Raw genomic sequence first — 17,370 nt, forward strand, 5'->3', positions numbered from 1 at the left:
CCGCGGGCCTCGGAGCGGCCGATTCCCAGCAGCCGGCGCATCCCTTCGGTCAGCTGGCGCTCGACCCGCACCACCGGGTTGAGGGAGCGGCCGGGGTCCTGGAACACCATGGCGATCTGCTTGCCCCAGATCTCGGCCTTCTCCTTCCGGGACAGGGAGAGCAGGTCCCGGCCCCGGAAGAACACCTCCCCCGAGCAGCCCGAGCGCGGCGGCAGCAGACCCATGATCGCCCGGGCCGTCACCGACTTGCCCGATCCGGACTCCCCCACCACCCCCAGCGCCTGTGCGTGATCGACATCCAAGGACACGTCATCCACGGCGCGCACGACGCCCCGCGGGGTGCCGATGTAGGCACGCAGATTCCGCACCTGCAGAACGGGCTGAGTACTCATGGTCTGCCGCGTCCTCTCATCCGGCGATGGCTTCGGTGACTGCTGCTTCTGGACCCACCTACTTCTGGATCCACCTACTTCTGGATCCACAGCTCCTCGGGCAGGACCGACTCCATGCCGTACGCCACGACGCCGTGGACCTTCTTCGACGCGATGACGCTGGTCGCGGCCCGGTTGACGAAGAGGACGGGGACCAGATCCTTCAGCCGCTCCTGCACCACCTCGTACGCCGCCTTGCGCTCCTGCGTGGACGCCGCGGTTCGGCCCTCCTGGAGCGCCGCGTTCAGCTTCTCGTCGCCGAGCCGCGACTGGTTGCCGCGCGAGTCGCCGTGGAAGGCCGCCCACATCCGCGGCTCGGGGTCTCCGAAGAAGGCGCCGCCGAGGATCATGTCGTAGTCGTAGCTGGCGCGCAGCCCGAGGAACGTCGCGGCATCGACCACCTGGATCTTGACCTTGACGTTCTTGAAGCTGCTGAGCTGGGCCTGGATGTTCTCCGCGACGGCCTTGTTCTCCGAGGTGGCGATGGCTTTGAAGGTGAAGGACACCGGCTTGCCCTCGGCGGCCAGCTCGTCGAAGAGCTTCTGCGCGGTGGCCTTGTCCGTCTTTGTCAGCTGGATGTCGGAGTAGAACGGCGACGACTTGGCGAACAGGGTCCGGGCAGGCTCGGACTTCCCGTTGTACACAGCCAGGTTGTACGCGTCGAGGTCGAACGCCGCGGCGACGGCCCGGCGTGCCCGCACGTCGTTGAACGGTGCCTTCTTCGTGTTCATCGCGAGGTAGAAGCCGCCGCTCAGCGCCGGGGTGTAGGTCGCCAGGCCCGCGTCGTGCGCCTTGGCGATGGTGTCCCAGTTGGACTCCATCGCCATGTCGGCGCCGCCGCTGGTGACGGTGTTGAGCCGCTGGCCCGCCTCGGGCGAGGTACGGACGACGAGGCGGTCGAGGTAGGGCTTGGGGGCGTCCCAGTACGTGGGGTTCTTCGCGAGCTCGATGCTGTTCTGGCGGGTCCACTTCGTCAGGGTGAAGGGGCCCGCGCCGACCGGCTTCGCGTCGAACGCCTTCCGGCCCGCCTTCAGCGCCTTCGGCGAGGCGATCCAGTTCATCGGGCTGTTGGTCAGGACCTGGGGGAAGTTCCGGTTCGCTGCGACCAGCGTGACCTTGAGCGTGGTGGCGTCCACGACCTTGCTGGAAGCGATCAGCGATGCGTCTTCAACCGCGTTCGACCCGATCTTCGGATCCTTGAGCCGGTCCCAGTTGACCTTCACGGCCTCGGCGTCCAGCGCAGTACCGTCGGAGAACTTCAGTCCGGGACGCAGCTTCAACTGGAACGTGGCACCGCCGTCGGTGGTGGAGAAGTCCTTGGCCATTGTGAACCGGACCTTGCCCGTCTCCACGTCGTTGACCACGAGCGTCCCGTACAGGGCGTTGCCCAGAATGCCGTTCACCGCCCACGCGTTGCCCATGGTAGCGGGGTCCAGGCTCTGGGGCTCGAGGATCTGGATGACGCGGGCGGTGCCGCCGGCCACCGGCTTGCCGTCGGAAGTGGAATCTGACGACGTGCCGGTGCCATTGCCACCACCGCACGCCCCCAGGACGAGGGCGGCGGCACACGCCACCACACCCGCCAGGAAACGCCTCTTGGGGATCATCGTCGACCTCTCATGAGCGGCTCGAGGAATTGCGGACAACTCGGGATGGCCGGCGGACACGACGGGCCGGCCGGCCGGGAGGGGAACACCTCAGTCGTGCATGGTGCGGTCGAAGCGGTGCCGCAGATGGTCGCCGACCTGGTTCAGTGCGAACACGGTGAGGAAGAGGACCGTCGCCGGGACGAACACCATGTGCGGGGTGTCGGCGATCGCGTCCTTGCCGTCGGAGATCATCCCGCCCCAGCTCGGAGTGGGCGGGGGAATGCCCAGTCCCAGGAAGCTCAGCGATCCTTCCGCCACGATCAGCGCCGCCATCACGATCGGCAGGTAAGCCCCCAGTGCCGGCAGCACGTTGGGCAGGATCTCCTTCAGCAGGATCCGCCGGTGCCCGGCGCCCATGTTCCGCGCCGCCAGGACGAACTCGCGCGCCGACCACGTCAGGGTGTTCGCCCGAGCCAGCCGGATGAACGTGGGAATGATCAGCAACGTCAGTCCCACCAGCAGCGTCCGCACGCTCGGGGTGAGGATCGACGACAGCGCCAGCAGCAGGATGAGCGGCGGGAACGCCAGCATCGTGTCGGCCACCAGCCGTACGAGCGAGTCGAGCGGCTTGCCGAAGTAACCGCCCAGCATCCCCAGGATCGAGCCGACGGCGGACCCCACCAGGCCCGCGACCGTGCCCACCAGCAGCGAGACCTGCGCCCCGTGGACACACCGCGACAGAATCGACCGGCCCTGCGTGTCCGTGCCCGCAAGCAAGTCCCACGACCCCCACTGCGGCGACTGCCGCGGTGGGCCGACCGGCGTGGCATACGACGCCAGCGGCAGCAGATCCGCCACCGCCGCCAGCACGATCACCGCGATCAGCCAGGCGTAGGACAGATACACCAGGACCGAGCGGGTCTTGCGTGCCCGGGGCACGACCGGCACGGCTGCCGCCGGAGCATGCGGCGCACTCTCCTCACGGCCCACCACCACATCCGACTGCGTCATGCCGCGGCCGCCTTCCTGATCCGCGGGTCGATCAGGCGGTAGCTCAAGTCGACCGCCATGTTGACCACCACATAGACCACCGCCATGAACGCCACGATCCCCTGCACCATGACCACGTCCCGGGAGATGATCGAGGACGCCAGCAACTGCCCCAGGCCCGGCAACGAGAACAGGTACTCCACGATCACCGTCCCGCCGATCAGCCGTCCCAAGTTGATCCCGACCAGCGTGACCAGCGACAACGACGACGGCCGCAACGCGTGCCGGAACATCACATAGCCCGCGCTCATGCCCTTCGCCCGCGCGGCCCCGACGAAGTCCTCCCGCAACGTCCCGATCAGATCGGTCCGCAGCAGACGGTGGAACGCGGCGATCTCGGTCAAGGCGATAGCGACCGCCGGCAGCACGGCTCCCCGCAGGTTAGGGCCGATGCCTTCACCGATCGGCGACCATCCCGTCACCGGGAACCACCCCAGCCGGAGCGCGAAGAAGTAGATCAGCAACGGCCCCGCGATGAACGCCGGCACCGAGAGGAAGACCGACGACACCGCGTTGATCGCCCGGTCCAGTGCACTGCCCGGCCGCACCGCGGAGGCCACGGCCAGCAGGACCGCGACGACGAGCGCGATGACGAGCGCCATCACGGCCAGTTCCAGCGTCACCGGCAGCCGCTCCGCGATCGCCGTACTGACCGGCTGGTTCGTCACCGGTGAGGTCCCCAGGTCCCCCTGCACCGCACCGCCCAGCCAGTCGGAGTACTGCGACCAGAAGGGCTGGTCCAGGCCCAGTTTGGTGTTCAGCTCTGCGACGGCCTCCGGCGTCGCGTTCTCGCCGAGGATGACCGACGCAGCCGAACCCGGCGCCAGACTCAGCAGTCCCACCACCCCCATGGTGACCAGCACCACCACGAGCAGACTGCGACCTATGCGTCGCACGACAGGGAGCACAACGGGGAGCACCATCTCACTCGCTTTCACCCGAGAACTCAGTTGAACGGCCGAGCAGTTCGTGCGCCTTGCCGGATCCCGCGCCGCCTCCGGCTCCCATCTCCGTGGCTGCGTCCTCGGACCATCGCGGTCGGAGGCCGGTCACCACCAGGGGAATTCGGAAGCCGCACAGGACCCAGGAGGTTCGTGCGCGTAAGGGAATGGGCGTTCCGGCGGCTTGAAGAGCGTCCGCCCGACCTTCGTCACCCACTCCTGACTGAGCGAGTACTTACTCTGATGCTTTGACACTATACGGATGCACCGGGTGCGCGTCACGACTCGCGTCAGAGGTTCGGCCGGCAAGCGGACCGGCCCAGCGCTACGCGCCCAGGCTCACCAGGGCCGCCGTGGTCGCGAGCTCCGCGAAGGCCGACGCATACCGCTCGGCGAGGGCAAGAGACACGTCATGCCGCTGAAAGCCGTCAGCCCCCAGGGTGGACAGCCAGATGGCGAGCCCGAACGCGGGCGCCGCCCGGTAGCGCAGCCACGCCTCCTCCGCTGTCGGCCGCTGCGAACCGGGGACGTCGAGCACCCTTCGGTACTCCTCGACGAGCTCGGCCTCGCTGCTGCGGCGGTCGTCCTCGGTGAGTGCGCCCACGAGGAAGTAGCCGAGGTCCTGGGACCACCCACCGCGGCGCACCACCTGCCAGTCGAGGAAACCTACGTCACCGTCGGGCATGACGTAGGTGTTGCCGATGTGCGCGTCACCGTGCAGCAGCGTCATCGGCCCTTTGCCGAGCGTCGAGACGTAACGCGCCCACATCCCTACGATGTCGTCGGCGTCGCACGTCGTCACCTCGACGGGCAGCCTCCCGGCCGCCCGCTCCAGGCCGATGGGGACGCGCTTGCTCAGCCCCGCCTGCCAGCCCTTCGTCGGCTTCCATGACTTCACCCACCGGAACTCCGGGTGCGTCCTGCGAGACAGGCCCCAGTACCGGCTGTGCAGGCGGGCGAGCCCACGTACCCCGTGCGCCACCTCGTCGATGCTCATCGGGCGCGTCGCGTCTCTCGGGTCGGCGCCGCGCGCCACGACGTCCTCCATGACGAGCAGGTAGTCCAGCCGCAAGCGGTCGACGACGGCTCTGTACACGAAGGGGTGCTCGATGGGGAGCGCCACACCCGACGTGACCAGCCGCGCCTCGCCGAACAGGTTGCCGTTGCGGAGGTGGATCAGCCGGTGCGCGGGGTCATGGGCCTTGACGAACACCGTCTCGGGCCCGGACCCGGCGGCGTACGTGAGGCCGAGCCGCGCGCGCCGGTTGTTGCCGTCTTCCCTCATGAGGACATCGACGTCACGGACGACTGCGCCGGGGTGGCGGCCGGCGATCGCCTCCGTCATCCACTCCGCTGTGACATCCTCCCAACGCCTCGGTATCCGGAGGGGCTTGAGTGACGCCTGCTTCGGCATGGTCTCCCACCTGTCCATCGCCGGAATGTCGCAGCGCGGGCAACGTCCTTGGTCAGCTGTTCAGCCTCGGTCCGTCCTGCCGGGCCGCCCCCTGGCGGCAGCGGTTCGAGCGAGGACCCACCCTAACAAGGTGAGCAATTACTTTCTACGGCTCGAGCGCCACTAGATGAGTGAGCACCCTTTTACTTGATGGTCCGCCCACGCTAGGTTGACGGAGAGACCGTCAACGGGCGTACCAGGCACTAAGGAGCCTGCATGTCGACACTCCCCCGCACGGACACGCCGAAGCCACCCTTCCTCGATGGTCGCCCCAAGCGATTGCTGATCGGAGGCGAGTGGGTCGAGGCGGCGTCCGGCAAGACCTTCCCTAGCATCAACCCCTCGACCGGCGAGGTGATCGCCGACCTGGCCGAGGCCGACACAGCGGACGCCGACCGCGCCGTCGCGGCGGCCCGGGCGGCCTTCAACGGCCTGTGGCGGCGCATGAAGCCCCGCGAACGCCAGTCACTCCTCTGGGCCTTCGCGGACGCCGTCCAAGCACACTACGAAGAGCTTCGGCTCCTCGAAGCGCTCGACATGGGTTCGCCGATCGGCCGACGCCGCTCCGGCACCACCCCCGCCTGGGAAGCAGAGGTGCTGCGCTACTTCGCCGGATGGGCGACGAAGATCCAGGGCGAGACCATCCCCAACTCCATCCCGGGATCGGTCTTCAGTTACACCCTCAAGGAACCGGTGGGGGTCGTCGCCGCGATCGTCCCGTGGAACCGGCCGATCAGCAATGCGATATGGAAGATCGCGCCCGTGCTCGCCACCGGTTGCACGATGGTGCTCAAGCCCGCCGAGGAAGCCGGCCTGGCCGCGCTGCGCATCGGGGAGCTGCTGACGGAGATCGGCCTGCCCGACGGCGTGGTGAACATCGTGACGGGCTTCGGAGAGACGGTCGGCGCGGCACTCACGGAGCACACCGGCGTCGACAAGGTGGCGTTCACCGGATCCACCGCGACCGGCCAGCGGATCATCCGGGCCGCCGCCGGCAACCTGAAGCGGGTCTCGCTCGAACTCGGCGGGAAGTCCCCTGACGTGGTGTTCGCCGATGCCGACCTGTCACGCGCCGTGCCAGGCGCGGGCATGGGGGTGTTCTCCAACTCCGGTCAGGTGTGCTGCGCCGGCACACGCATCTACGTGGAGCGGCCTGTCTACGACGAGTTCGTCGACCGCGTATCGGCGTTCGCCGACAACCTCAAGGTGGGCGACAGCCTGGCCCCGGAGACCCGGATCGGCCCGCTGGTGTCGGCAGAGCAACTGGATCGCGTCACCGGGTATCTCGAGGTGGGGCGCGAGGAAGGCGCGCGTACCACCGCCGGCGGCAGCCGCATCGAGTCGGGAGAGCTCGCCCAGGGGTATTTCGTTGCACCCACCGTCTTCGCGGACGTGCAGGACGACATGCGTGTGGCCCGCGAGGAGATATTCGGTCCTGTCGCGTGCGTGCTGCCGTTCGACTCCCTGGAGGAGGTCGCCGCCCGGTCGAACGCCACTGCCTATGGACTCGCGGGTGGCATCTGGACGCGGGACGTCGGCAAGGCGCACCGGTTGGCGCGCGAGCTGGAGGCAGGAACGGTATGGGTCAACACGATGCTGCTCTTCGACCCCGCGGTTCCCTTCGGCGGCTACAAGATGAGCGGATGGGGCCTGGAAATGGGGCAGCACACGCTTGACGAGTACCTCAACGTCAAGTCGGTGTGGATCGACACGGATTGACACCGCCGGCTCCCGGGCGGGCTTGGCCACCAAGCCCGCCCGGAGACAAGCCAGCCCGGAACCAAGCCAGCCCGGAACCAAGCCAGCCCGGAGACGAGCCAGCCCGGAGCACTCAGCTCCGCAGCAGCCGGCCCGCAGCTGCTGCGGCGACATCCTCGCCCGCGGTGCGCGTCGCCACCCCGTTGACCCACATGTGCTCCACGCCCGTACTGCGCACCACGAGCCGGTCGGCACCGCCCGGCTGGTCGTGGACGCGTTCGATCGGGGTCGTACCGATGGTGGCCGGATCGAAGGCCACGAGGTCCGCGAAGTACCCCTCCCGCACCAGTCCGCGCTCGGCGATCCGGAAGGCCCGTGCGGGCTGGCCGGTGAGCCTCCAGACGGCGTCTTCGAGGGAGATGGCCTTGCGTTCGCGGACCCAGTGCCCGAGCAGATGGGTCGAATAGCAGGCGTCGCACAGCTGACTGGCGTGCGCACCGGCGTCGGACAGACCCAGCAACGTGCGCTTGTCGGCGAGCAGGTCGCCGATCTCGTCGTCGCCGTCGTTGTCGAGGACGACCCGGAAACGAGTCGCCATGGTGTCGGTGAGCGCCAGATCCAGCATCAGGTCGAACGGTGTGGCGCCCCTGTCCTGCGCCAACCGGTCCAGCGGGATGCCCACGGCGTCCTGGTGGGCGTCCGTCTCCTCCACGCAGATCTTCGGCCAGCGGTGGCTCCAGGCATCGAGCGTCGCCGGACGGGCGCGATCCCGCCATGCGGCGTCCTCATAGAGGGCGGCCCGCTCCGCACGCGGACGCGCCAACACCTCCTTCCACTCGTCGATCTCGGCGAGCGGGGTCGGGTCGGCCATGCTGATCTGCATCACGATCGGACGGCAGGCGATCTGCGGATAGACCTCGCCCGGCAGCGAACCGCCGCGCTCGACCGTACGCAACGCGGCACCGGGCTTGTCCGCGCGCGCCACCAGAGCCGTCCATGTGACGGGAATTCCGTAGCGCACCGCCAACTCGGAGAACTGGTCCACGAACAGGCCCGGCCCGATGGAGACCTGCAGGACCCCCTTGCCGGCCTCACCGAGCACGGCGGCCAGGTCGTCGATCTCGTCCAGTTCGGCGAACCGGCTCGGCACCGGCCTGCCGAACGCACCCTGGTGGGCGGGCTGCCGGGAGGTCGAGAGCCCGATCGCACCGGCGTCGAGGGCCTCGCGCAGGAGGCTGCGCATCTTCTCGGTCTCGTCGGCCGTCGCCGCCCGCTCGTCCCCGCCCAGCACGAACAGGCGCAGCGGCGTGTGCCCGATGAAGGCACCGACGTTGAGGCGCTTGCTGCGCTTCTCGAGCGCGGACAGGTACTGCGGAAACGTCTCGAAGCACCAGTCGATCCCGGCGTCGAGCGCCTCCATCGACATGCCCTCGACGTTCTCGAGGGTGCGGACGATGATCTCCCGGTGCCCGGGACGCGTCGGGGCCACCCCGAAGCCGCAGTTGCCCATGATCACGCTGGTCACCCCGTGCCAACTGGACGGGGTGAGATCGCCGTCCCACAGGATCTGGGCGTCGTAATGCGTGTGGACGTCGATGAACCCGGGCGCCAGCGCCAGTCCCTCCAGGTCGACGACGCGTGTGCCGGAACTCGGTGTCAGCTCTCCGGCACCACCGATCGCAGAGATGCGGTCCCCGGTCACCGCCACGTCCGCGGCACGGCTCGGGCCGCCGGTCCCATCGACCAGCCAGGCTTGACGCAGCAGCAGATCCATCGTTCCTCCCGATCGCTCCGTCCGGCAGGTCACCGTCAATCCCCGAGGTTAGCAAACACTCGCTTACTTAGCGATGTGCTTCCCTCGGCCTTCCGCGTCAGCGGCGCTCCTTGGCCGCCTGGAGCGCGGCGGCGAATCCCCGGTGCAGGTGCTGGGGTGCGGGCTCGTTGCGCCCGAACACGACGGTGTCGAGCAGACCGGTTCGCACCCCGGGCTCCGTCCGGCCGGCGACCCAGAAGTCCTCTCCGTCGACCACCGTCTCGCAGATCCACGGCGCCATCTCCGCCGCCTTCGCCCGTTCCTCGTCACTCAGGCCGGGCCGGAGGTAGGCCGTGTGCACCACCTCCGAGGTGGTGGCGTCGACCGGGAGGATCTGCCACAGCTCGATGTGCCTGCTGTCGAACGTCAGGCTTGTGTTGGGGAAGAGCGCGTACTGGTAGCTGACGTGCCGCGTCACGTCCCCCCATTCCGACTCCGGACGGCCGCGCAGCTCGTCGATGGACCGAAGCGCCGAGCAGTTGCGCAGGTGGGGCCCGAAGGCGTCGAAGGTCAGGACGTTGCCGTAGGCGTATGTCGCCAGCGTCCGCCGGTGCAGGATGTTGAAGTGGTAGTTCTCCCGGAAGGTGTCGAGCGTGACCTTCCAGTTGGCTTCGACCCGGTGGACGTGCGGCTCGCCGTGGGGTTCCCAGTCGGCGAAGTCGAGCATGGCGAGTTCGTCCGCGAGTCCGGGGCCCAGGTAGTCGCCGACGTCCAGGGCAGGGCCGCCGGGCCGCAGGCGGCCGATGATCAGCCCGTAGCCCTCGGCGACCGGCAGTTCCACGAGCCCCTTCTGCTCGCGGCACATCCCGTCGAACGCCTCGGCGACCGGTGTACGCAGGAGACGGCCGTCGATGTCGTAGAGCCACGCATGGAAGGGGCAGCTGAACCTTTTCGCCGCACCTGATCCGTCCGCGACCCGCACGCCGCGGTGGCGGCAGGCGTTCACCAGCGCCCGCACCCGCCCCTGCCCGTCCCGGGTCAGCAGGATCGGCGTCCCGCACAGGTCGATGGTGCGGAACGTGTCCGGCTCCGGCAGAGCGCCCGAGAGGCACAGAACGAGCGGCTGGTCACGGAAGAGGACCTCGACCTCCTCCTCGTGGTGCGCCGGCGAGTAGATGTCGGTCGGCAGCTCGAGCACGCCGTCGGCGAAGTCGGTCGTGCGGTGCTCGATGTGGTCCAGCAGGCGGCGCGCGATGCTGCGGTCGAATGCTTCCCTGTCCACGGTAGCTCCCCTTGTCGGCCGATAGGTTCGTCTGCACGCCCGGCCTGACCGGCTCGCCAGATGACCGGGATCACGGCCTCCAAAAAACTTAGACAGTAATCGCTCACTCCGCAATAACGCTGCAGGTCCTCTGCGAGGTGCCAGGCAGCGACCGAGCGCGAGCCGACCGCGGGCGCACCGAGGCCCGCTTCACGCGTGACCCTGTACTGAGTAACCGCTCACAAAGTACCCTCGGGAGTGCCTGCTCACCTTGGGGGTCTACTGATGACTGGTTCGCCCTCCGCCGGTCTTACGACGTCGCGTGGCGTCGAGCACCTGAACATCACCGTCGCCGACCTCGACGAGGCGACGGCGTTCTTCACTGATGTGTTCGGTTGTCAGACGCTGTACACCATGGGTCCGTTCGAGGACCGCAGAGGGCCGTTCATGCGCGTCATCGCCAACGCGGATGTGCGATCGGTCGTCCACTGCGTCCGCGTCCTGCGCAGCCCGCTGCTCAACATCGAACTGTTCCAGGTGAGTACGCCACGCCAGCGCTTGCTGTGGCCGGATCTGCTCGATATCGGCGGCTGGGGTCTGACGGCCGCGGTCGATGACGTCGATGCCGCAGTCGACTATCTGCAGGGCAAGGATGTGTACGGGCTCGGCGATGCCCGGTACCTGACGCCGTGGGGCTTCCACTTCGAAGTGGTTCCTTCGCACGCGCCTGCACCGGCCTGGCAGCCTCGCCCCGGGTCGATTCCCGGGTTCAGCGGCTTCGAACGGCTGCGTGTCACCGTCGCCGAACTGGACGAGGCCAGTGCCTTCTTCGAGGAGGTACTCGGCTTCGAGCGGGACGGCGACGTCCCACCCTGGCCGCAGGGCGGTCCGGACGGTGGGCTGCGCGCCTTCGCCAACGTCGACGCCCGGGCCACGCCGACTCGCGCACGTTCTTTGCGATCGCCGTATCTGAGCGTTGAGCTCATCGAATGCCCGGCCTATCCGGGACAGAACCGGGTCTGGCCGGCGATGTTCGACATCGGCGGATGGCACCTGGCGTTCTACGTCGACGACATCGACGCCGCCGTCGACCGGCTGACCACCCACGACGTCCACATTCTCGGCCGGAAGAAGCCGGCGTATCTGTACGAGGCCGGTGACGAGGCGTACACCTTGCACTGCCTCGCACCGTTCGGCCTCTACTTCGAGCTGGTGACCTATCCTCACGGGCGCTACCAGGAAGGCGAGCACGCCGGCCCCGCCTGGCACCCCGCTCGGCCGCTCAGCTGAGCGAACCGCCGCCTTCTCCGTGCGCTACGGTGCGGCCTGCACCACCTTCCCGGTTCCGTACCGGTGGAGTTTCCCGTCCCACGTCACTTCGCCGTTCTTCACATGGACCGTGGTGTACGCCGGGTTGTAGACGGCGGCGTACGGCAGCGGGCTCCTGGTGGAGAAATCGATGGCCGGTGTCAGACCTCCGGTCTTGACCTTCGCCGTCTTCCGGATCCCGCCGAGCACCGAGGCCCGGTCGACGCGGTCGAGCGTGGACGCCAGCTGGGCGAAGCCCCGGACACTCAGCCAGGAGTTCAGACTCAGCTCGTCGATCGTCCCATCGGGTTCGTAGGCCTTCATGTCCTCGTTGAACTGCTTGCCGTACGCGGTGGAGGTGTCCCATGCCGGGGGAAGCACAAGGCCCGCGGTCAGTGGTCCGTCGGCACCCATGTCCTCGAGTTTCTTCCGGTCGAAAGCACTGGCGGCGAAGGCGACCGTCCCCTTGTAACCCGTTTCCCGCAGCGCCTTGACGGCCACCCCGGTCTGAGCAGCGAAGGTGAGCCAGAGGACAGCGTCGGGATTCCCCTTCGTCACCTGCTGAGCCGACGCACTGAGGTCGGCGGTGGACGGTGAGAGCTGCACGTTGTTCACGATCTCGACACCGGCCGCCTTCATCACCTCTCCGACGGTCTTGCGGGCCACGTCGGCCACCGGAATGTCGAGCGTGACGAGCCCGACCTTCTTGGCGCCACTCGCGACCACATCCTGGGCCAGGCCGTGGAGTTCGACAGCGATACCGCCGTTGACGTTGAACGAGAGCTGGCTGCTGAGATCGAACCCCGCGATGGGGTACACACCGACGAACGGCATCTTGGCCGCCTCGATCTGGCTCTTGGCGGCATCGCGATAGGTGTCCGAGCCGCCCACGACGGCGGCGATGTCCTTGTCCGCCAGGATCTTGCGATTGCACGCGGCGGAATCGGTCGCGGTCTGGTGGTAGTCGCAGAGGGTCAGCTCGAGGCGACGTCCGTTGATTCCGCCCTGCGCGTTGATGGACTTCACAGCGGCCATCGCGCCGTCGCCGTACTCGGGGTTGCTGCTGACGCCGCCGGAGATGGCAGCGATCGAGGCGATCTTGATCGGCTTGCCCCCGGACGCGTTCTCCGCCTCGTTCCCGTCGCCACCACCGCATGCGGTGGCCATGAGGGCGAGCAATCCCAGCACCGCGAGCGGCCTCAGAAGCGCCTTCGACATGATGTGCCCTCTCGTTCGTAGCACCGGAGCAGGAAACAGGAGACTGAATGTGCATGCGGGACGGGAATGCACCGCCGCCGGCCGGTGCGCGCCGGAATCCGTTTCCCGTCAGCCGCTAGGAGAGGTACAGCGACGCCAGACCATCGAGGTCGTTCTGCCACTCCTTCGCCGGCCGCTCGTCCACGATCTCGCCCCGCCTCATGACGTAGGCGCGATCGGCCCGGCTCACCACAGCCCCTGCGTTCTGTTCGACGACGAGCACGCCGACACCGCGGTCGGCGGTCTCCCTGAGGGTGTCGAGGAGGCGCTCGCGCACCATGGGTGCAAGCCCCAGGGACAACTCGTCGATGAGCAGGAGGCGCGGGTTGCGGGCCAACGCCAGGGTCAGCGCCAGCATTTGCTGCTCGCCACCGGACAGGAGAGCTGCACGGTGGCGAGCACGCTGAGCCAGCGACGGAAACAGTTCCCGGGCCTCGCCCTGGTCGCGCACGAGTCGGAGCGACTGGCGGACGGTGAGGCCGGGGAAGACATGGCGCTCCTCCCCCATGAAGGACACACCTTGCCGGCACCGCTTGTAGGCAGGTGTCCGGTTGCAGCGCACCCCGAAGAGGTAGACGTCGCCGTCGGTCGGGCGCCTGTACCCGGCGAGCGTGCGCATCAATGTCGTCTTCCCTGCGCCGTTCGGTCCGAGAAGGGCCACCATCTCGCCCGGCCGTACATCGAGATCGATGTGCCGCAGAACCTGCACCCGCCCGTAGCCGGCGGACAGTCCGCGCGCCGCTATCCCTGACACCTCATCGGGGGCCGTCACCCGTGCCACGTCGACGCACGGTCGTGACGAAGCACCCATCGGCTCGCCCTCGCTCATCTCGGATCCTCCGGGTTCGACGTCGTCGTCACCACACTTGCGAGTGAGCGTTCACGAAACTACAGTCGGCGCGGACGGTCCGCAATGGGTGCGTAGAGGTCTCGTCGTATGGGACGGGCCGGATGCGCGAGACGAGTCGTTCGTCATCGGTCAGCACATATCTGCACAGACTCGTCGTCGTCACTCTCTTCACAACGGTGTCAGGGGGTGCCATGGATCTGCAGCCCATCCTGCAGTTCGCATTGCTGGGCCTCGGTGTCGGCGGCGTGTACGCGGTGAGCGCGGTCGGCATCGTGGCGATTCACCGAGGATCGAAGACGATCAACTTCGCGCACGGAGGCGTCGCGTTGTGGGGTGCGTTGGTGTTCTATGCACTCCGCGACGACCATCACGTCCCTGCCGTCACGGCCGCGCTGCTGACGCTGCTCGGAGCGGCCCTCTTCGGCGTCATGGTCTATCTGCTGATCATCCGGCCCATCCGCCACCGGACCGAGGTCTCGCGCATGGTGGCGACACTGGGGTTGCTCGGACTCCTGACCGGTCTTGCACACACGGCCTTCGGTAACGCGACACGCGTTCCCGACAGCGCGCTTCCCACCTCGGCCCTGCGCATCTTCGGCCTGACGATTCCTGCGGAACGCCTCATCATCTTCGTCATCGCCGTGGTCGTCATCGGTGCCTTCACCGTGTGGTCCGCGTGGGCACGGCTTCCGCTGATGACGAAGGCGATGGCGGAGCACGAGTCCGCCGCGCAGGCGCTCGGCGCCTCACCGCACATGCTCGGCAGTGTCAACTGGGCACTCGGATCGGTACTCGCCGCCGCGGCCGGCGTCCTCGTCGCACCTATCGTCGGGCAGTTCGACACCGCCATGCTGACCGTGACGGCGTTCGCCTTCGCTGCCGCGTTGCTCGGTCGCTTCGACAGCTACCCACTCGCGCTCGCCGGCGGTCTGACCCTCGGCGTGGGAGAGAGCGTCGTCACCCACCTGGTAGCCGAGCACGTTCCGGACCGGTTTCAGCTCGGCTGGCCCCAGACCGTTCCCTTCGTGGCTGTGATGGCGATCCTGACGCTGCGCAGAGACCGGGCGAGCAACCGGCTCCCGGCCACACCTGCCGCTCCCGTGGCTGCCGGGTTGTTCCGGCCGCTACCCGTGACCGCCGCACTGGTAGCAGTGATCGCCGTACTCGCCCTCGGTGACAGCACGTGGCGCGACGCCGCAACCGTCTCCATCATCTTCGCCATCCTCGTGCTCTCGCTCATCCTCCTCATCGGATACGCCAACCAGATCAGCCTCGCGCAGATGACCGTCGCGGGACTCGGCGCCTACGCCGCCGTCCGACTCGATCTGGACATCCGTCTGCCGTTCCTCCTGGCGCCTCTCGCGGGTGCGGTGGTGGGAGCCCTCGCCGGACTGCTCGTCGGTCTTCCGGCTCTGAAGGTGCGCGGCATCAATCTCGCCATTCTCACCATGGGTATGGCGTTCGCCGTCTCGAGCGTTCTCTTCGACAGCTCGCACTACACCGGCGGCATCATGGGTTCCCAGCCGCGTCCGCCCTCGCTGTTCGGCCTCGACGTGGACGCTGCACTGCATCCCGACCGGTACGGGTACTACGCGCTGTTCTGGCTGGTCGTCGCAGGCGTGGTCGTCGCCGTCGTCAGGCGGTCCCGGCTCGGGCGCCGGCTGCTCGTCGTCCGCACCAACGAGCGGGCGGCCGCGTCTGTGGGCATCAGCGTGGCGCGGGCGAAGCTCTCCGCGTTCGTGATCTCGTCGGCGCTGGCGGGTGCCGCCGGGGTGCTTCTGGCGTTCCGCAGTTCCTCGGTCACCTTCACCCAGTTCTCGTTCATGGAATCGATCAATCTGGTCAGCCTCGCGGTGATCGCGGGCGTCACGTCGATCTCCGGCGGACTGCTGGGCGGAGTCCTGGCATTCGGCGGCCTCGTGTGGCTGCTGATCGACAGCCTCCAGATCGGCTTCATCACGGACAACTACGCCACGATCTTCGGCGCCGGCCTCGTCCTGACCGTGGTCGTCCACGAGAACGGCGTGGCATGGCGGAAACGATCACAGGTCGATCCCGCACCGCTTCCGAGCGGCGACCAATCAGCACGTTCGGGTGAGGCACTGATCGTCGAGAGCGTGTCGGTGGGCTTCGGCGGCGTGACCGCCGTGAGCGCGGCGAACCTCCACGCCCTGCCCGGTACGGTCACGGGCTTGGTGGGTCCCAACGGCGCCGGAAAGACCTCACTGCTGGACGCGATCGGCGGCTTCGCTCCCGTCCAAAGCGGAGTGGTGCGACTCGGCGACATGTCGTTGAACGGCCGGGCCGCCGACGCGCGCGCTCGGTCGGGGTTGGGCCGGGTCTTCCAAGGAGGTGAGCTGTTCGAGGATCTCACCGTCGCCCAGAATCTTCGCGTCGCGGCAGAGAGCGCGGGCCACACCGATGGGCGGCTGCCCGCTCCGGCCCGGTCCGCACTCGAACGGTTCGAGCTGGCAGAGGACCTCCTGCGGCGCCCCACCGAACTCCCCATGGCGAAGCGGCGGTTCGTCGGTATCGCCCGAACACTGGCCTCGAACCCCGCTGTCGTACTGCTCGACGAACCCAGCGCCGGTCTTTCGATCACCGAGATCGACAACCTGGCCGTGAGCCTCCGCGAACTCGCTCACACAACTGGCCTCACCGTGCTGGTGGTCGACCACGACATGGCGCTTGTGATGTCGGCATGTGACCGCATCGTCGTCCTCCATCAAGGACAGGTGCTCGCCGACGGCACACCGGAGCAGGTGAGAGCGGACGCGGCCGTCCGCGAGGCATACCTCGGCGAGGCGGCCGAGCCGGTTGTCGGCACATCGGACCCGGCCGTCTAGGATGCCGCGCGAGACTGACCCTGCCGGCATCCGGCCTGCGTGGCGGACCGCGGCGCCTGCCACTGACACCCGGCCGGCCTGGCGGACCGCGGCCCGGCAGGAAGGCAGCACATCCCTTGTACGACAAGCAAGTCACGCCCTTGTACCCGGTGCCGCACACACCCACAGACCACACGGGGCTAGAATGAGTACACACTCACCACGTATGCAGTCCCGGAAGCGAGGCGACCTCGTGGCTAAGTCGGCCGCCCAGACATCCAAAACCGCCAGCGAAGCACCGCGCCCGCGCCGACGGCTCACCGCCGAGGCTCGCAAGAGCTCGATCCTGGCCGCCGCGCGGCGTGCCTTCACCAAGACCGGCGACATGAACGGCACGACGATCAAGATGATCGCCGAACAGAGCGGCATCAGCGAGGGCGTGATCTACCGCCACTTCGAGAGCAAGGACCAGCTGTTCTTCGAGGCCGTCGTGGAGCCGCTCAAGGTGGCCGTGGACGAACTCGTCGCCGCCACAGCGGTCGTCGACCGGGATCAGCCGCTGACCCCCGAGCGTCAGCTGGAGACGATGAACGGCCTGTACCGGCAGCTCATCTCGACGTTGGAAGAGGTGCTCCCGCTCCTCGGCCTGGTGCTGTTCGGCGATCCGCAGGTGGCCCGGCGGTTCTACCGGGAGAACTTCTCCGTGGCCATGGACCGCCTGGCCGAGGCGTGGCGCGAGGTCGAGGACAGGTACGGATTCCCGTTCGAGTCCCCCGACATCTCGGCCCGCGCGGTGATGGGCGTCGCACTGATGCAGGCGCTCGAGAGCCGCCACAGCAAGCAGTTCGATCGCGATCGCGCGGTGAACTTGATCACCGAGGGAACCATCAAGGGCTTCTTCCCGACCATCAAACGCGGCCAGCGGCGGCGCTGAGCCGGCCCACACCCAGGCGG

13 protein-coding genes are annotated in these 17,370 nt (G+C 68.0%); 4 read left to right on the forward strand and 9 right to left on the reverse strand.

The window, feature by feature from the left end; translation table 11 throughout:
* The 5 genes from ACWD4J_RS33470 to ACWD4J_RS33490 all read right to left on the reverse strand — a co-directional run.
* Positions 1-392 (reverse strand): ATP-binding cassette domain-containing protein (locus tag ACWD4J_RS33470; protein WP_451399239.1); only part of this gene is annotated, 392 nt, incomplete at its 3' end.
* Between the two features lie 74 nt (positions 393-466).
* On the reverse strand, positions 467-2,038 hold the full coding sequence (locus ACWD4J_RS33475; RefSeq protein WP_451399240.1) for an ABC transporter substrate-binding protein: 1,572 nt from the start codon (positions 2,036-2,038) through the stop codon (positions 467-469).
* Positions 2,039-2,128: 90 nt separating this feature from the next.
* Positions 2,129-3,031: an ABC transporter permease gene (locus ACWD4J_RS33480; RefSeq protein ID WP_451399241.1), complete on the reverse strand. Its 903-nt coding sequence runs from the start codon at positions 3,029-3,031 to the stop codon at positions 2,129-2,131.
* Positions 3,028-3,966, reverse strand: coding sequence for an ABC transporter permease (locus tag ACWD4J_RS33485; protein WP_451399242.1), 939 nt, complete (start codon positions 3,964-3,966; stop codon positions 3,028-3,030). The genes ACWD4J_RS33480 and ACWD4J_RS33485 overlap by 4 nt, the downstream gene beginning before the upstream one ends.
* 370 nt (positions 3,967-4,336) lie before the next feature.
* The gene (locus tag ACWD4J_RS33490) at positions 4,337-5,356 is read right to left on the reverse strand and encodes a phosphotransferase (protein WP_451399243.1); all 1,020 of its coding nucleotides are present in this window, start codon (positions 5,354-5,356) and stop codon (positions 4,337-4,339) included.
* Between the two features lie 324 nt (positions 5,357-5,680).
* Between ACWD4J_RS33490 and ACWD4J_RS33495 the strand changes: the two genes are divergently transcribed.
* Positions 5,681-7,183 (forward strand): aldehyde dehydrogenase family protein, encoded by a 1,503-nt coding sequence (locus ACWD4J_RS33495; protein WP_451399244.1) that lies wholly within the window; start codon positions 5,681-5,683, stop codon positions 7,181-7,183.
* Between the two features lie 112 nt (positions 7,184-7,295).
* Here ACWD4J_RS33495 and ACWD4J_RS33500 read toward each other — a convergent pair whose 3' ends face one another.
* On the reverse strand, positions 7,296-8,936 hold the full coding sequence (locus tag ACWD4J_RS33500; protein WP_451399245.1) for an N-acyl-D-amino-acid deacylase family protein: 1,641 nt from the start codon (positions 8,934-8,936) through the stop codon (positions 7,296-7,298).
* A 97-nt stretch (positions 8,937-9,033) separates the two neighbouring features.
* Positions 9,034-10,197: an aromatic ring-hydroxylating oxygenase subunit alpha gene (locus tag ACWD4J_RS33505; protein ID WP_451399246.1), complete on the reverse strand. Its 1,164-nt coding sequence runs from the start codon at positions 10,195-10,197 to the stop codon at positions 9,034-9,036.
* 264 nt (positions 10,198-10,461) lie between these two features.
* Between ACWD4J_RS33505 and ACWD4J_RS33510 the strand changes: the two genes are divergently transcribed.
* Positions 10,462-11,466 (forward strand): VOC family protein, encoded by a 1,005-nt coding sequence (locus ACWD4J_RS33510; protein ID WP_451399247.1) that lies wholly within the window; start codon positions 10,462-10,464, stop codon positions 11,464-11,466.
* A 24-nt stretch (positions 11,467-11,490) separates the two neighbouring features.
* Here the strand turns inward: ACWD4J_RS33510 and ACWD4J_RS33515 are convergent, their stop codons facing one another.
* Positions 11,491-12,702 (reverse strand): ABC transporter substrate-binding protein, encoded by a 1,212-nt coding sequence (locus ACWD4J_RS33515; RefSeq protein WP_451399248.1) that lies wholly within the window; start codon positions 12,700-12,702, stop codon positions 11,491-11,493.
* Positions 12,703-12,817: 115 nt separating this feature from the next.
* A complete protein-coding gene (locus tag ACWD4J_RS33520; RefSeq protein ID WP_451399249.1) occupies positions 12,818-13,570 on the reverse strand; it encodes an ABC transporter ATP-binding protein in 753 nt (250 codons plus the stop codon).
* Between the two features lie 212 nt (positions 13,571-13,782).
* Between ACWD4J_RS33520 and ACWD4J_RS33525 the strand changes: the two genes are divergently transcribed.
* Positions 13,783-16,437, forward strand: a complete 2,655-nt coding sequence (locus ACWD4J_RS33525) for an ABC transporter permease subunit (RefSeq protein ID WP_451399250.1) — start codon at positions 13,783-13,785, stop codon at positions 16,435-16,437.
* 205 nt (positions 16,438-16,642) lie between these two features.
* The gene (locus tag ACWD4J_RS33530; protein ID WP_451399251.1) at positions 16,643-17,350 is read left to right on the forward strand and encodes a TetR/AcrR family transcriptional regulator; all 708 of its coding nucleotides are present in this window, start codon (positions 16,643-16,645) and stop codon (positions 17,348-17,350) included.
* Positions 17,351-17,370: the final 20 nt, after the last annotated feature.

Source organism: Streptomyces sp. NPDC002577, assembly GCF_053594815.1.

Excerpts from the sequence above, each read along its gene's own strand:
- ACWD4J_RS33475 (WP_451399240.1), bottom strand. The coding sequence starts at position 2,038 with ATGATCCCCAAGAGGCGTTTCCTGGCGGGTGTGGTGGCGTGTGCCGCC.
- ACWD4J_RS33480 (WP_451399241.1), bottom strand. The coding sequence starts at position 3,031 with ATGACGCAGTCGGATGTGGTGGTGGGCCGTGAGGAGAGTGCGCCGCAT.
- ACWD4J_RS33490 (WP_451399243.1), bottom strand. The coding sequence starts at position 5,356 with ATGACGGAGGCGATCGCCGGCCGCCACCCCGGCGCAGTCGTCCGTGAC.
- ACWD4J_RS33495 (WP_451399244.1), top strand. The coding sequence starts at position 5,681 with ATGTCGACACTCCCCCGCACGGACACGCCGAAGCCACCCTTCCTCGAT.
- ACWD4J_RS33500 (WP_451399245.1), bottom strand. The coding sequence starts at position 8,936 with ATGGATCTGCTGCTGCGTCAAGCCTGGCTGGTCGATGGGACCGGCGGC.
- ACWD4J_RS33510 (WP_451399247.1), top strand. The coding sequence starts at position 10,462 with ATGACTGGTTCGCCCTCCGCCGGTCTTACGACGTCGCGTGGCGTCGAG.
- ACWD4J_RS33515 (WP_451399248.1), bottom strand. The coding sequence starts at position 12,702 with ATGTCGAAGGCGCTTCTGAGGCCGCTCGCGGTGCTGGGATTGCTCGCC.
- ACWD4J_RS33520 (WP_451399249.1), bottom strand. The coding sequence starts at position 13,570 with ATGAGCGAGGGCGAGCCGATGGGTGCTTCGTCACGACCGTGCGTCGAC.
- ACWD4J_RS33525 (WP_451399250.1), top strand. The coding sequence starts at position 13,783 with ATGGATCTGCAGCCCATCCTGCAGTTCGCATTGCTGGGCCTCGGTGTC.
- ACWD4J_RS33530 (WP_451399251.1), top strand. The coding sequence starts at position 16,643 with ATGCAGTCCCGGAAGCGAGGCGACCTCGTGGCTAAGTCGGCCGCCCAG.